Genomic DNA, 14,875 nt, shown 5'->3' with positions numbered 1-14,875 from the left:
TCGCCCTGGCAACCGACGCTGTTCGCACCGCTGGGGGTGACACACTGAGCGGTGTGTGTTATAGAGTGCGAAGTGAAGGTTGCATAATCCGCAGATCACTCAATGATTGACTGACCTGGAGAAACCCATGGGCGTTCCCGTCTCGCAGATGTGGACCGTGGCGAAATACGTGCTCGGCAAGAAGTTTCGACGCGTCAAACGGTACCCGATCGTTTTGATGTTAGAACCATTGTTCCGATGCAATTTGGCCTGCGCGGGATGCGGGAAGATCCAACATCCGGTGGACATTCTTCGCAAACATCTCAGCGTTGAAGAATGCTTGAACGCGGTCGACGAATGTGGCGCACCGATCGTCTCCATTCCCGGTGGCGAACCGTTGTTGCATCCAGATATCGACAAGATCGTGGAAGGTCTGGTCGCCCGCAAAAAGTATATCTACCTATGTACCAATGCGATCCTGTTGGAAAAGCATTTGCATCGGTTCAAACCAACCAAGTACCTTTCCTTCTCGGTGCATCTCGACGGACCGAAGGAAGAACATGATGCCGCCGTCTGTCGAGACGGCGTCTATGATGTCGCAATTGCCGCGATCAAAACGGCCTTGGATCAGGGCTTCCGAGTCACGACCAACACCACGCTCTTCAACACGGCTGAACCAGAGAAAGTGCGAGAGACCTTCGATATCCTCACCGAACTGGGTGTCGAAGGCATGATGCTCTCCCCTGGTTATCCGTACGACAAAGCTCCCGATCAAGAACACTTCCTGCACCAAGCCGAAACGGTCGGCCTGTTCCGACGAGTGTTCACAAAGATCGATCGCCGGTGGAAGTTCAATCTCTCGCCGTTGTTCTTGGAATTTCTCAAAGGCCGATACGACTTGGAATGCACGCCTTGGGGCATGCCGGCGTACAACCTCTTCGGTTGGCAAAAACCGTGTTATCTGCTTCAAGAAGGCTATGCCAGCAGCTACCAAGAACTCTTGGATACGACCGATTGGGACAGTTACGGCAAGTCTAGCGGTAACCCAAGTTGTACCGACTGCATGGTTCACTGCGGGTATGAACCGACCGCCGTCACGGAGACGTTCAATTCGCTCAAGGGCTTCTTCACAACAGCTAAGTTGACCGTATTTGGTGCCAAGCCCGAGAAGAACCCACCGCCGCCCCAACCAGTCGTCGCAGGGGAAAGCAACTCTCCTGAACTGGTCACGCTGGACACAACCTTTCAGCCACCGCAGCCGCATTCTGCACGGGAAACCGAAACGGTGTCGAGTGATTGATGGGATACTGAGGGAAAATTGTCTTCACGCAATTTCCACGGATGTGTAACTCATTGACCAATCTTGCTATTCGATGTGTCATTCTAGTCACAGGGTGGAAAATCGATCTAATCACTAGAGATAACCCATCTTAATAACGTCATGCGACCCAGAGTCTGCTTTGCAGTTTCACTCGTAATTGCGGCTCTTTCTCAACGGTTGGCCGAACGATCACCGATACAAATTGTACGCTCACTGCTAGTCGGTGAATGAACTGTGTTTGCATTGTGCCACAGATAACGGCGGCGCGGCTTCATGAACGTTTCCAGACGTCAGTTTCTTGCAAACCTGTCCGCCATCTCTTCCGCTCTCTATGTCGCACCGCAGGCGATCTCCCAAGAGGCATCCAAGAGACCTCTTCGTGTGCTAGGGACCGGGGTCACACTTCAGGATGACATTCGCCGACGCGCGGAGAAAGAACTCGGGATCTCAATCCAGTTTGAGCCGCGAGGGAGCGCGAGAGTTCTTCAGAAAGCATCGACGCGGCCGGAGAGTTTCGATGTCTATGAGCAGTGGTCGAATAGTATCAATGTTCTATGGCAAGCCGATGCCATTCAGCCCATTGATGTCGACCGAATCCACCGATGGGATGAGATCAACTCGCTGGCAAAAACCGGGCAACTCTTTTCGGGAATGAAGATCGGTGCCGGCGACGCTCCGCACAAAATTCTCTACGTGCAGAAAGATGGAACACTCGGTGCAAATCCGACGAAACAAATAAGTTTTGTTCCGTATGTCCACAACGTCGATTCGTTCGGTTACAACACCCGCGTAATCCCACCGGGGGTGCCCTACGAATCGGAGTCTTGGGGGTGGCTACTCGATGAGAAGCATCAAGGGAAAGTCGGTCTTGTCAACGAACCGGCAATCGGGATTTTCGATGCCGCCCTCGCTGCCCAAGCCAAAGGACTCGTGAAATTCAACGATATCGGCAATCTTTCACGTCAGGAAATTGACGACCTATTCCAGATTCTCTTGGAATTCAAATATCGAGGGCATTTCAACGGTCTCTGGAGCAGTGTTCCACAATCGGTTGCGTTCATGAAAAGTGGCCGAGTGACCATTGAGAGTATGTTCTCGCCCGCGGTTTCCACATTGAACGGGCTCGGGATTCCTGTGAATTATGCGGCTCCGAAAGAAGGATATCGGGGTTGGCATGGCGTTCTGTGCTTGTCATCAGAAACTGAGGGGCCGGCACTGGATTCTGCTTATGCCTATATGAATTGGTGGCTCGACGGATGGGCGGGCGCGTACATGGCTCGACAGGGTTATTACATCTCCGTCCCGGAACGCTCACGCGGTTACATGTCACCGTCGGAATGGGAGTTCTGGTACGAAGGCAAACCCGCAAGAACGAATCTGCCGGGAGCGGACGGCAATGTGGCCGTCAAAACAGGAAGTGTTCGCAGTGGCGGTTCGTACCAAGAGCGTTTTGGTAATGTCGCCGTCTGGAATACTGTCATGGATTCTTACGAATACAGTCTTGTTCGTTGGTACGAATTGCTAACTGGATGACAATAACCGGATGGTGATAAGGATTTCTCCCGACAATATTCCGTTTGTCATGGGGGTGGTCCGACTGCGTGCAGTCGATAAAAGGCGGTCCTAATGGCTCGATGGGCTCCATTCAATCATTGCTATTTCAGCGTGAAGGCCAAAATCTCAATTGGGTTTTCGGTCGTTCTGTTATTGCATATATCGATTGCAGTCCTTTGTCATCAAGGTTTGACCTCCGCAAAACTCGCGTTAGAGACATCTTATCTACTTCGTCATGATGTCGATCAGTTCGATCAGATCGATCGCCATGTGAGTGCATTGCAGCGGAATGTTCTTTTATTCGCTTTTACGGGCTACGGTGGCCCGGAAGTTCGCGTTCGGCAAATTCAAGATGAGCTCGGCCACCTCCTGAAACAAGCCAGCTTGCTTGATGGCGAGAGTGATGCGGAATCACTGGATCGGATGCATGCCCATCTAGCATCCCATCAGGAAATTTTCGATGCTGTGATTTCAGATCGGGCCAAGCGTCGAAAAATCGTAAATGAGGAACTCCGCTCGTACGAGGCTCGCTTCGCTGAGACAATCAAAAAGATCTCTACAACTCGTTTCGATTCGTCGTATCCGGCTTCTGAACAGCTTGCAAAAATCGAGGCGGCGTTTCGGACTGCAGAGATTGAAAACTTACGATTTATTATTGCCCCTGACTCTAGCCATTTTCGGAATGCACAGAGGCAACTTGACGATGCCATCAAGTTGATCGACGAATTTCAATCGAAGAATCCTGATGCCGCGAATCAGCAACTAACGCAGTTGAAGCAAATTGTCACAAGCTATGATTCGACAACGATTCAAATGGTTCAGTCGACACGTGGTTATCTTCACCTCGTGAACGTGGTGCTGGCCGGTGAACTCTCTGAGTTTCGACGACTCGCATCGGAGATTCGCGAGCGTCAGGCGAGTCGTCTGAATGTCATTCACCAAGAGCTGATCCGAAACACCGAAAGCTATCAATTGTGGAGCAACTTCTTCTCCGCGCTCACGATCATTCTCGGAATTATTGCGGCTTGGGTGATTGGTCGAAGCATCGCGCCGCCACTCAATGCGATTGCCACAACGTTCGACAAGCTGACGACTGGTGAATCGGTTCAAAGTGTGCCAGGAACCGGTCGAAACGATGAGCTCGGTCGTCTCGCAAACGCCGCCGAAGCCTTCAAAAACCAGGCGTCTGAAACGCGTCAGTTATTGAAAGCCGCTGAGGCTTCAAAAATCGAGTTGGACATGCTTAATGCAAGGTTGTCAGAGGAAAAAGCCCGCGCGGAGCTAATGGCATCGGAGGCGACGGCGGCCACTACAGCCAAGAGCGATTTCTTGGCGAATATGAGTCACGAAATCAGAACACCGATGACTGCAATTCTCGGTTTTACGGAGACGATTTCCGAACGCATCGCCGATGATGACGATTCCTCCGAGATTGAAACAATCCGACGCAATGGTCAGCATTTACTGTCAGTCATCAATGATATCCTTGATCTATCAAAGATCGAATCAGGGAAAATGAGTGTTGAACTTGTTGATTGTAACCCGTCGAGTATTGTTGCGGAGACTTTGTCACTGGTTGATGTGAGGGACAAGGAAGATCGAGTTGAAGTTCACTCAAGGTTTAATGGTCAAATCCCCGCGATGATTCGCACAGATCCGACTCGGTTGCGGCAGATCTTGATCAACCTAGTCGGCAATGCCATTAAGTTTACAGAGTCCGGTCAGGTCGAACTCATCACGACTTATCAGGATGACAACAATGAACCAACATTGAGTTTTGATGTTATTGATACTGGAATCGGAATGAGTGCCGATCAGGTGAAACGCTTGTTTCAGCCGTTTTCGCAGGCCGACACTTCGACTACGCGACGTTACGGTGGAACGGGACTTGGGCTGACACTCAGCAAACACTTTGCAGAACTGTTGGGAGGCGGACTGCAAGTTGTTCGCACGGAACTCGGCGAAGGAACTCAATTTCGACTAACCATTAAACCACAGATTGTTGACGATACCAAACCCAATCCAATTCAAGAACAGCATGCTGATTCAACCAAGCCTGCGGGGGCAGATATTCGAATTGATGGCGTGAGAGTTCTATTGGCTGAGGATGGCCTAGACAACCAAAGGCTACTGACATTTATTCTTAAGAAAGCCGGTGCAATTGTCGAGGTTGTTGAGAATGGTTTGGCAGCTAAAGAGGCCATCCTCAAGGCTTGGAATCAGTCGAACTCGTATGGCTGTGTCTTGATGGACATGCAGATGCCGATCCTAAGCGGATATGATGCAACACGTGCCGTTCGTGAAGAAGGATATCCTGGCTGGATTATCGCACTGACGGCTCATGCAATGGTCGGCGATAAAGAACTCTGTCTAGACGCAGGGTGTGACCAGTACCTGACAAAACCAGTGAGTCGCAAGACGCTCGTTCAGGCGGTCTTTGATGCCACACTAGGCATGCCCAATGCAGTTTCGAATAACTAGGTTGATCGATGTTCTAACTGTTTCGCCCGGATTCGAGTTTCGATGGCCTTCAAGACTTCGTAATCGCTTTTGTAAGGCGACTTAAACGCTGGACGTAGCGGGATGGGAATGTCGTCCATGCGATAAACGGTGCCAGGCGTGTTGATGCCGTAGGTGGCGGTTGTAAACGCAACGGTGGCGACTTTCGCGGTCTCACTGAGTTTCGGGTCAAGCACAACGCTCGGAATGCTGGCCAAGTGATTGCGGGCTGGCTGGCTAAAGTTTGACATGGGGTCGGATGCGATGATGAGAGCCGCGTCGGCTTCGCCTCTTGCGAGAAGATCACTAGTGGTGAACTCGCCAGGATTAAACCGCGGGAAACCACGACCAAGATTGACACCAAAGGGATATCCGGTCGACCACGACACGACATTGTCGGCGCCGGTGACGTTGCCGTGTCCACGCATCGGTTTGGCGACCCAGCGGTGACCGTATTGATTCATGTCCCGAGCGAGTGCCAGTACCGCTTCGCTGTTGATGTGTTTGCCCCGCGTCATGGTCACGCCCATACCGAACAAAATCGCGCCGAAGTTGGCTTCCTTCATCTGCTCGACCACGTCCGTGAGTTGCTCAAGCGATACACCGGTCTTCTTTTCGACGGACGGGTCGATCGGCACACCTTTGGCAATTCCACGCATCGCCCATGCAAGTTCAAAGTCGGAACGCGGTTTGATCTGCAAGAAGATGTCGGCGGCTTTCGCGCTTTTCGTCTTGCGAACGTCGATTAGCACAGCCGTTCGATCTTTACGGCCGTTCGGGACGAATTCCCCTTTGGGCATCAAACTGTAGCGGGTGAAGTGCCGGGGATGACTTTCTGCCGGATTCCCGCCCCAGAAGATCAAAAAGTCAGCCCGGTGTTTGATCTCGCCGAGCGAACACGTCACTTCGCCGACCCCCTGGAACGCCATTCCGGATGGTCCATGACAAACGGAAGTCGTCGTGTCCACACAGCTCCCAATCCAGTCGGAAATTGCGACGGCGACGCGTTGAGCTTCGCAAGTGGTGTCGGAAAGACCATAGGTGACAGGGTAATTCGCGTTGAGCAGAACTTCGGCGGCCCGATCGAAAGCTTCTTCGTAGCTGGCGGGGCGTCCGTCGATGGTTGCTTCAGGGCGGTCTTCGATGTGATGATTGAAGAACCACGCTTTTCCCAGAACGCAGGCGTTCTTGGCCTTGGTGATCTTGTCGTCTTCGACAGTCAACACCATGTCATCGCAAACGCATCCGCAAAACGTGCAGGTAGCATCCTCGACGATTTTGAGTTCCGGTTTCGTGGCGGTCTCGCTTGCGGCTGTGCTCATGGAAATCTATTTTCGTGGCAAGTCCGGATGTCGGTGTGTGTAACGTCGATTGATGGTGCATCATTCTACCAAACACTATCTCCTTCCGGAAATAGGTTGTTCGTTTACCGATTGGAAAATCATGCGACTGTTCGAAGGCACTCCGTTGGATCGACCACCGCGTTGCGAGGAATGTGGTGAATTGGAAGAGGAGTGCACGTGTCCGCCGCCGCCACCGTTGGTCATTCCGCCCGAGAAGCAAACCGCTCGGCTGGCGATCGAGAAACGCAAAAAGGGGAAAGTTGTCACGGTTGTGACCGGCATGCCTGAGGAAGGCAACGATCTCCCCGCCCTGCTCACTCGATTGAAATCCGTTTGTGGAGCTGGGGGAACCTTGAAAGACGCCGTCTTGGAAATCCAGGGGCGGCACCTCGATAGAGTGCGGGCGGAGTTACAGAAGATCGGCTATCGCGTGAAGGGGTAAGTTGTCTGGTGCTCACCCGAATTCTGCACGAGCGGCCCGCGCGACCGCAGCGGCGATTTGCGGCGCGACGCTTTTATCGAGTGGATCGGGCAGCACACGTTCGGGAGTTGGATTCAGCGTTGCTGCGGCCAGGGCATTTGCGGCGGCGGTTTTCATTTCATCGGAGATCACCGCGGCACCGGCGTCCAATGCTCCCCGAAAGATTCCCGGAAAAACCAATACGTTATTGATTTGGTTGGGGAAATCGCTACGTCCCGTGCCGACGACGGCCGCGCCGCCACGGTGGGCTTCGTCTGGCATGATTTCGGGAATCGGATTGGCCATCGCCAGCACGATCGGGTTTTTCGCCATGCGGGTGATGTCTTCACTTTGCAGCAGTCCGCCTTTGCTCACACCGATGAACACGTCCGCGTTTTCGAGTACGTCATGCAAACTGCCTTGTCGATTGGATCGATTCGTATACGGCAGCAATCCACGTTTGTATTCGGCCAAGTCGGTCCGGTCTCGGTGAATCGCACCTTTGGAATCGCAAACGACCACATCTTCCACGCCCACGCAAACGTCTTCCGCTTGCCCGGCACATCGCAGCAGTCGAGCAATCGCGGTTCCGGCGGCACCGGCTCCGTTGACGACGACCCGCAGTTTCGTGAAATCCCGATCCAGTACCCGAGCGGCGTTGATCAAGGCCGCCAATAGCACGATCGCCGTTCCATGCTGATCGTCGTGAAACACGGGGATTCCCAGGTCTTGAAGCGCATCTTCGATGTAGAAACAGCGAGGGGCCGAGATGTCTTCCAGATTGATACCGCCGAAAACCGGTGCGATTCGCCGGACCGTGGTGATGATTTCATCTGCATCTTGAGTATCGAGACAGATCGGCCACGCGTCGACTCCGGCGAATTCTCGGAATAACAACGCTTTGCCTTCCATCACCGGGATGGCGGCGTGTGGCCCGATGTTCCCCAAACCCAGCACAGCGGACCCATCGCTGACCACGGCGACGGAGTTGTGCTTGATCGTCAGGTCTCGGGCACGATTCGGATTTTCGGCAATGGCCTCGCAAGGACGAGCGACACCCGGCGTGTACGCCAACGACAAGTCGTCACGACTCTCGACCGGCATCGTGCCCATCACACGAAGTTTGCCCCGGAGCTGTTCGTGAACGATCAAGCTGCGTTCAAAGAAATCGGTCATCGCTGCTGCCCATCTTTATCCAGGGGGTGTCGAGAGTAAGCTCTGCATCGAATTAAACCAGTTCAAACGCGGTGTCGCCAGTCTGGAAAAATGAGGTCGGTTGCTTGAAGAATATCGGTGAGTACCGTTACGATACAAAACCCAACCAATTTTGAGATCCCACCTTGCAAGACTTTCCTTTCGGAAGACGGAGCGAAGAGGATTCTGGTTGCGAACAGGGATGTGGATGCCTTTTCCTCGGAATAAACTCCTCGACATCAACATTCGTAAGGGACATTCGTCACTTGCGAACTAACCTTTGATACCAGTTTCGACACTGCCGATCCGTTTTCCTTCGTGAAGGAGAGATTCCGGACGGCGATAGCGGGTGTTCGAATGCGGTGAAGACAGTGAGTTTGCGATTAGTGAACCACGGTATTGATACCGTTTTGACACGATTTTCTATTTTTCTTGTTGAAGTTTTGACTCAAATTTCGTTCCTCCCATATGCGACGCAAAACCGAGCTGTTTCACGCTGAAAGTGTGATGGCCAAGTTCAAGTGTCAATTGGGGAGCCCACACCAGGACCACGACGACTTGAAATCCGGTTGCGTCCTTATCCAATGCCATTTTTTATGAAAGCTGTTCGATGCCGAAACGTTTGATGCAACCACGAAAGGGTTTCACCCTAATTGAGCTCTTGGTGGTAATCGCGATTATTGCCATTTTAATCGCATTGCTGCTGCCGGCTGTTCAGCAGGCTCGCGAAGCCGCGCGACGCACGCAATGCAAAAACAATCTGAAGCAGCTCGGAATCGCGCTTCACAACTATGCGGACACGCACCGCTCTTTCGCTCCTGGTGCGATCTATATGGGAACCGGAGCGGCTCCGGAAAGTGGTCGTGACGCCAACTGGGGAGCGACATGGGTTGTGATGATTCTTCCGTTCATCGAACAAGGCAACTTGCACGATACGTACGACTTTTCCACGACCGCCCGAAACAACAATGACAACGCCAACGCTCCATTACGGGCCGATCTCGAAGCGATGAAATGCCCGAGCCACCCCGAGGTCACATCGTTGTTGACGCAGGACGACAACGGCTTTGCCAAAGGTAACTACGCCGCATGCGTGGGAGCCGGTAGCATGCTGGAACGGGATGACTTCAACGACAATCAACGGGGCTGTTTTAGTGTCGTCGGTCAGTATGGTGCCCGATTTGCCGACATCGGTGATGGAACATCGAACACTGTGTTGTTGAGTGAGATTGTCGCTGTCAACAGTACGGGTGATGATCGCGGTGCATGGGGATGGTCGACGGGTGCAACGTTCAGTGGTCGTGCGTATCCCGGTGGGACATCCGATCCCGTGTTGACACCAAATACACGGAAAGCGGTAGATGCCTCTCACTACTCTTGGAACAACACTAGCGACGGAAATTTCAATCGTCGTAGTAACCCCGATGCCGCGGCTAATAGTGGTGTCGCTGCGCGAAGCTATCACAGTGGTGGCGTTCAAGCCTGTATGGCTGACGGTGGCGTTCGGTTCTTCTCTGAATCTATCGATGAGAACACCTACCTCGGCATTCTTGGCATCCAAGACGGGACCGTGGTTAGCCTCGACTAGAATCTAGTCCCCTGCCCGTCAATGCTTTTAAAGTTGCTTGCCTCAAGACGGACTTCGGTTTGTCTTGAGGTCTTTTCGTTTTCGCGTTCATACATGAGGAATTTTCACAGATGAAGAACTATCGATTGACTCTCAACTGGAGTTGCTTGCTAGGCATGTTGTGTTTGCTTGCGGTTGGTTGCGGTGAATCTGCTCCGCCGCCTGCCGCCGATGAACAGGCCAAACAAGTTCGGCAACAGATTAACGCTTTTATGGAGTCCGCACAGCGTTCACCGCGAACGGCGGCTCAGGAACTCGCTGTGATGAGAGAATCGCTCGATGCCTATGCGGAAAACGCCTCTGGGGAAACTGCCGAGACTTACCAAGCCATCGCTGACACCGCGAAAGAGTTGGAAGCCGCCTATCAATCCGGGGCATCGTCCGACAAGATTCAGCAATACTTCGACAAGTTCAACGCATTATTGCAGGAACTGCCAAGCTAGAACTTCGGGTGCTCTGTGGTCCAAAAACGATCAACGCAGCCGTTCGTCAGAAAATTGGCATGAGGGTTGCATTACTGTCGAGCCAATCAACTAAACTCTTGATGAGGCTTGAGAAATGGACCATCTACTACTTTTGGCAGAGGGTGAAGGCGTCGTCGTTGCTGGCGGGTTGTTTCTAGTATGGGTGGCTCTGATTATTGCATCGATTGCCATTTGGATTTGGGCACTCGTGGATGCAATCAAGAACCCGCGTTTGGACGATACCTCACGAATTGTCTGGGTCATCGTCATTGTGGCGACGCAAATCATCGGGGCGATCATCTATCTTGCGGTCGGCCGATCTGGTTCGACTTCTTCCGCATCGCCGACCTAGAGCACAACTCGCCCGACTCTTTGACTTCGCAATTCTCACGCGGGAACTATAGGTTTCTCATGCAGGTTCTCTAGCCACTAAAAAAATCGAACTGTGGAAATTGAATCCAACATGGTTCAAACGCGACCATGATGCACTTTGCATGGATGCAATTTTCAATCGCCGGAGAACGGTGAGCCCGCTGGAAGGAACCAGTGGGCTTTTTTATTTTGTGAACCAGAACGTGCGAGTCTTCCAGCTCTGATAGTCGTCGCCAAAGGCATTGTGCAGAACTTGGTCTTCGAGCTTTGCTCGATAAAGTTGAATACCAATGAAGACCAAGAAAAAGCTGAGTGTCAACGGGCTGAGTCGGGCAAAGACTAACCACACACCGGCTTGAGCAATCAACTGACCCAGATAGACCGGGTGTCGGACCAACCGGTATGGTCCTTTGGTGATCAGTTCGCGGGCTTCCGGAACAATGCTGAACGACCGGAACAGATACCAATAACTGCTAACATCAATCGCGTTGCCAATGATGATGAGACTCGCACCAAGCACGACCGATTCCAACGTAACCACGCTTGGCCAGAGTGCCGCTTGGAACTGGTATGCCCAGGAGGGATTCAGAGCCATCAACGCCGCTCCGAACGCGAATGGTAGCATCGGCCAGAAACCACCGAGCAATGCGATCGCCACATCGCGAAATCGACTGACTTGCGACTTGGCCGGCAATCGAAAGCAGTACGAGAAACCGAGCAGCAACATCGTGCTATCGATCAACACGCGAGTCCAAGGTAACTGCAAACGGCTGCCGTCAGCGAAGACGTAGTACGGCCCCATTCCCCAGAAGTCTCGAAAGTACGCGGGCAATCGGTACGCCACGCATCCCAAGCAGAATAGACCACCCAGCACACGAAACAACCAATCCGGTGTGCGATACCAAATCTGAAGCAGTCGCGACGGTTGGGCTGCGTCCGCGAGACTCGGTCCCTCGATTGGTGTGACAACTGGGTTGCTGGCGACATTCATGTCATCAACTCCGAAGACATTTCGGTGAGGAGAGTCCGCACAGACGCGGAGCCTAATCGACTTCGGCAAGTGAGGGAAGACGGATTCGGTGGGCAAATATGGCCTAGTTGATTGCTGTCGTCTGTAGTCGCGGGTAGGATCCGGCGTGGATACGGTTTCCGAGAGGCCTGCGTCGCTTCGGAAGCGCTGTGGGACTCTCGTTCGCTACCTTTGAGGGAGGACAGAGTCGATGCGAGATCGTGAAGAACGTACACGCTCCGGACCACCGGAAGGTTCCCCAACCACTAGCGGTTTCAATCGCCGTGACTTTCTGAAAGGGTCCGGTGCGGCCGCTGCTGCGACCGCCTTGGTTACGGCGACCGAAACCGTCACTGCTCAGGACGTGAAATCGAACGTCCGTTCTGCCGAGCCGCAGAAAGTGACGTTAAACGTCAACGGTGAAGATCACACGCTCGAAATCGAACCACGGGTGACGCTGCTCGATGCCCTGCGGAACGATCTGAGTCTCACCGGTTGTAAAGACGTCGACGAACGCGATGCCGCCGGTGCGGATACGGTCATCATCGATGGCAAAGCCGTCCTCGCTGGTAGTCGATTGGCGATTGAATGCGAAGGCCAAAAGATTCGCACGGTCGAATCACTTGTCGCGGATGGCAACATTGATCCGGTCGTCGCGAGTTTCGTCAAGCACGATGCCCAACAATGCGGTTTCTGCACGCCGGGGTTTGTGATGGCGATGCGTGCCTTTGTCGACAAGAACCCGAAAGCCAGCGACGAGGAAATTCGCGAAGGTCTTGGTGGGAACATCTGCCGTTGCGGAACCTATGACGGTATCATGAAGTGTGCTCTCGAACTGACAGGAGGTGCCTAATGCCTGACGCACCGGACAAGAACCGCAAAGTCAGTTGGAAACAACGCGATAAAAACCAGATCATTGGCACTGAAGTCGCCCGCATCGATGGCCAACCGAAAGCCAGCGGGACGGCAAAATACTCCGCCGACATCAACACCAAGGGCACGCTGTTCGCCAAGGTGCTGACCTGCAAGCACGGTCATGCGAAGATCGTGAAACTCGACACCGCCCCGGCGAAGAAAAGTCCCGGCGTGCATGCCGTTCATGAATTCGTTAGTGAAGGCGACGAACTTCTCTGGGACGGATCACTCGTGGCAGCGGTTGCTGCGGAACGTCCGGAATTGGCCGACGACGCCCTTCGAGCGATCAAAGTCGAATATGAAGTTCTCGATCATTTTGTGGACGAAGACAACCTCGAACAAGCCGAGGAACTCGAACGCACCAACAAACCGCGAGAGTCGACCAAAGGAGATGTCGAAGTCGCCTTCAAGGATGCGAAAGCCGTTCACGAGGGTTACTACGGCGTGAGCACCATCACGCACAGTTGCATGGAACCGCATGGTTCGCACTGTGAGTGGGACCAAAACGGCAACGGCTTGAAAGTGCATCTTTCGACGCAGAACGTCTCCGGAACAGCGGGCCAATTCGCCGGTCCGTTGGGGATTGATGCATCGAGTGTGGAAATCATCTGCGATTACATCGGTGGTGGTTTCGGTTCCAAGTTCCAAGCCGACGAGTGGGGTGTCGCTTGTGCGAAGATGGCGAAAGAGGCCGACCGCCCCGTGCGGTTGATGCTCGATCGTGCCACGGAACTCAAGATCGCCGGGACTCGTCCAAGCTGCTTCGGCAAAGTGAAAATTGCCGCCGATGCCGACGGGAAAATCGTCGCTTGGGACAGCGAGCATTGGGGCACCAATGGGATGCGTGGCGGTACCGTCGATGTTAACCAGATGCCCTATGTGTTTGATTTCGACAACCGGAACCGCAAGGCGGTGGGACTGAAGACGAACAGCGGTCCCACGCGGGCTTGGCGAGCACCGAACCATCCGCAACTCTGTGCGATGACCTGCACTGCCATCGACGACCTCGCCGCCAAGCTCGGTATGGACACGCTTGATGTCATCCTGAAAAACCTCGACAAAACGCCGCGACCGGAAGTCTACAAGGCTGAACTGGACAAAGCAGCGGAGTTGATCGACTGGAAGGACAAGTGGCATCCGCATGGCAAAGGCGAATCGAAGAACGGCGTCAAACGTGGTTTGGGTGTCGCGATTCACCAATGGGGCGGAAGACCACATGCAGCGAGTTGTTTGGTGAAGGTCAATCCCGATGGCACCGTCGAATCGACCGCCGGGTCGCAGGACATCGGCACGGGAACTCGGACGGCAATCGGCATTGTTCTTGCGGAAACCTTCGGCATTCCGTTGGACATGGTGAAGGTCAACATCGGTTCGAGTAAGTATCCGCGTTCCGGGCCGTCCGGTGGGAGCACCACGATTGGGGGCGTCTCCGGTCCGAATCGGCAAGCGGCTCTCGAAGCACTCTGGCAAATCTTCGACAAGGTTGCGAAGAAATACGATGCCGATCCGGAAACCCTCGAAGCTGTCGATGGCAAGATCGTCTCGGGCGACAAAGTCGTTTGTTCTTGGAAAGATGCCGCTCGGCTGACCGGTCCAATGGGCCTGGAAGTTACTGGCAAAGGTCCGGTGAAAGAATTGACGGACGACGGAGTCGGCGGCGTGCAGATGGCGGAAGTTTCCGTCGACACCGAGACCGGCAAAGTCAAAGTCGAGAAGTTCGTCGCCGTCCAAGATTGCGGCATGATCATCAATGAGAAGGCCGCCCGCAGCCAGATCGAAGGCGGCATGATCATGGGCATTGCCTACGCTCTGACCGAAGAACGGATCATGGATCCGAAATCCGGTCGGTTCATCAATGCCGACTTTGAAAACTACAAGCTGCCTCGGTTGGGTGATATCGGCGAACTTGTCGTCGAAATCCATCAGCCCGACGACATCTACGAACGTGGCGTGATCGGCTTGGGCGAACCACCGGTGATTTCGCCGGGAGCCGCCATCTCGAATGCCGTCGCGAATGCCATCGGTGTGCGGGTGCCAGTGCTACCAATGACTCCGAAACGCGTCCTCGATGCGTTGGAAGGAGCGAACGCATGATGAGACTCCATATGATCACCTCAGATTTTATCACCTCATCACCG

General features: G+C 53.6%; 12 protein-coding genes. 9 read left to right on the top strand and 3 right to left on the bottom strand.

Translation table 11 applies throughout. The features are described from left to right. The first annotated feature begins 127 nt into the window (after positions 1-127). The 3 genes from hpnH (at position 128) to G6R38_RS14800 (ending at position 5,335) form a co-directional block, all read left to right on the top strand. Positions 128-1,279, top strand: a complete 1,152-nt coding sequence (gene hpnH / locus G6R38_RS14810) for an adenosyl-hopene transferase HpnH (RefSeq protein WP_166827019.1) — start codon at positions 128-130, stop codon at positions 1,277-1,279. Between the two features lie 294 nt (positions 1,280-1,573). Then, the gene (locus G6R38_RS14805) at positions 1,574-2,833 is read left to right on the top strand and encodes an ABC transporter substrate-binding protein (RefSeq protein WP_166827015.1); all 1,260 of its coding nucleotides are present in this window, start codon (positions 1,574-1,576) and stop codon (positions 2,831-2,833) included. A gap of 93 nt (positions 2,834-2,926) precedes the next feature. Then, on the top strand, positions 2,927-5,335 hold the full coding sequence (locus G6R38_RS14800; RefSeq protein WP_166827012.1) for an ATP-binding protein: 2,409 nt from the start codon (positions 2,927-2,929) through the stop codon (positions 5,333-5,335). On the opposite strand, the gene G6R38_RS14795 is transcribed toward G6R38_RS14800, so the two are convergent. Then, positions 5,332-6,675 (bottom strand): formylmethanofuran dehydrogenase subunit B, encoded by a 1,344-nt coding sequence (locus tag G6R38_RS14795; RefSeq protein WP_166827009.1) that lies wholly within the window; start codon positions 6,673-6,675, stop codon positions 5,332-5,334. The genes G6R38_RS14800 and G6R38_RS14795 overlap by 4 nt on opposite strands. A gap of 121 nt (positions 6,676-6,796) precedes the next feature. Here G6R38_RS14795 and G6R38_RS14790 point away from each other — a divergent pair, with 121 nt between their 5' ends. Next, positions 6,797-7,138 (top strand): translation initiation factor, encoded by a 342-nt coding sequence (locus G6R38_RS14790; RefSeq protein WP_206028600.1) that lies wholly within the window; start codon positions 6,797-6,799, stop codon positions 7,136-7,138. 12 nt (positions 7,139-7,150) lie between these two features. On the opposite strand, the gene G6R38_RS14785 is transcribed toward G6R38_RS14790, so the two are convergent. Beyond that, positions 7,151-8,332: an NAD(P)-dependent malic enzyme gene (locus G6R38_RS14785; protein WP_166827006.1), complete on the bottom strand. Its 1,182-nt coding sequence runs from the start codon at positions 8,330-8,332 to the stop codon at positions 7,151-7,153. A 643-nt stretch (positions 8,333-8,975) separates the two neighbouring features. Here G6R38_RS14785 and G6R38_RS14780 point away from each other — a divergent pair. The 3 genes from G6R38_RS14780 (at position 8,976) to G6R38_RS14770 (ending at position 10,793) form a co-directional block, all read left to right on the top strand. Continuing rightward, entirely contained in the window at positions 8,976-9,938 is a 963-nt protein-coding gene (locus tag G6R38_RS14780; protein ID WP_206028599.1) for a DUF1559 domain-containing protein, read from the top strand. 110 nt (positions 9,939-10,048) lie between these two features. Next, the gene (locus G6R38_RS14775; protein WP_166827001.1) at positions 10,049-10,420 is read left to right on the top strand and encodes a hypothetical protein; all 372 of its coding nucleotides are present in this window, start codon (positions 10,049-10,051) and stop codon (positions 10,418-10,420) included. Positions 10,421-10,535: 115 nt separating this feature from the next. Next, a complete protein-coding gene (locus G6R38_RS14770) occupies positions 10,536-10,793 on the top strand; it encodes a PLDc N-terminal domain-containing protein (RefSeq protein ID WP_166826998.1) in 258 nt (85 codons plus the stop codon). Positions 10,794-10,997: 204 nt separating this feature from the next. Here the strand turns inward: G6R38_RS14770 and G6R38_RS14765 are convergent, their stop codons facing one another. Further along, on the bottom strand, positions 10,998-11,804 hold the full coding sequence (locus G6R38_RS14765) for a methyltransferase family protein (RefSeq protein ID WP_166826995.1): 807 nt from the start codon (positions 11,802-11,804) through the stop codon (positions 10,998-11,000). 229 nt (positions 11,805-12,033) lie between these two features. On the opposite strand from G6R38_RS14765, the gene G6R38_RS14760 reads away from it, so the two are divergent. Together G6R38_RS14760 and G6R38_RS14755 are read left to right on the top strand one after the other, a co-directional pair. Beyond that, complete coding sequence (locus G6R38_RS14760) at positions 12,034-12,675, top strand: (2Fe-2S)-binding protein (RefSeq protein WP_166826992.1); 642 nt, start codon at positions 12,034-12,036, stop codon at positions 12,673-12,675. Next, positions 12,675-14,831, top strand: a complete 2,157-nt coding sequence (locus tag G6R38_RS14755; protein WP_166826987.1) for a xanthine dehydrogenase family protein molybdopterin-binding subunit — start codon at positions 12,675-12,677, stop codon at positions 14,829-14,831. Before G6R38_RS14760 ends, G6R38_RS14755 begins: the two co-directional genes overlap by 1 nt. The last annotated feature ends 44 nt before the right edge of the window (positions 14,832-14,875 follow it).

It is taken from the genome of Thalassoroseus pseudoceratinae, assembly GCF_011634775.1.
Classification (GTDB): Bacteria; Planctomycetota; Planctomycetia; order Planctomycetales; family Planctomycetaceae; genus Thalassoroseus; species Thalassoroseus pseudoceratinae.
Note: the sequence above shows the minus strand (reverse complement) of the source record. Positions and strands in the feature narration are given on the sequence as shown.

Excerpts from the sequence above, each read along its gene's own strand:
- G6R38_RS14755 (WP_166826987.1), top strand. The coding sequence starts at position 12,675 with ATGCCTGACGCACCGGACAAGAACCGCAAAGTCAGTTGGAAACAACGC.
- G6R38_RS14780 (WP_206028599.1), top strand. The coding sequence starts at position 8,976 with ATGCAACCACGAAAGGGTTTCACCCTAATTGAGCTCTTGGTGGTAATC.
- G6R38_RS14775 (WP_166827001.1), top strand. The coding sequence starts at position 10,049 with ATGAAGAACTATCGATTGACTCTCAACTGGAGTTGCTTGCTAGGCATG.
- G6R38_RS14785 (WP_166827006.1), bottom strand. The coding sequence starts at position 8,332 with ATGACCGATTTCTTTGAACGCAGCTTGATCGTTCACGAACAGCTCCGG.
- G6R38_RS14795 (WP_166827009.1), bottom strand. The coding sequence starts at position 6,675 with ATGAGCACAGCCGCAAGCGAGACCGCCACGAAACCGGAACTCAAAATC.
- G6R38_RS14805 (WP_166827015.1), top strand. The coding sequence starts at position 1,574 with ATGAACGTTTCCAGACGTCAGTTTCTTGCAAACCTGTCCGCCATCTCT.
- G6R38_RS14770 (WP_166826998.1), top strand. The coding sequence starts at position 10,536 with ATGGACCATCTACTACTTTTGGCAGAGGGTGAAGGCGTCGTCGTTGCT.
- G6R38_RS14765 (WP_166826995.1), bottom strand. The coding sequence starts at position 11,804 with ATGAATGTCGCCAGCAACCCAGTTGTCACACCAATCGAGGGACCGAGT.
- hpnH (WP_166827019.1), top strand. The coding sequence starts at position 128 with ATGGGCGTTCCCGTCTCGCAGATGTGGACCGTGGCGAAATACGTGCTC.
- G6R38_RS14760 (WP_166826992.1), top strand. The coding sequence starts at position 12,034 with ATGCGAGATCGTGAAGAACGTACACGCTCCGGACCACCGGAAGGTTCC.
- G6R38_RS14800 (WP_166827012.1), top strand. The coding sequence starts at position 2,927 with ATGGCTCGATGGGCTCCATTCAATCATTGCTATTTCAGCGTGAAGGCC.
- G6R38_RS14790 (WP_206028600.1), top strand. The coding sequence starts at position 6,797 with ATGCGACTGTTCGAAGGCACTCCGTTGGATCGACCACCGCGTTGCGAG.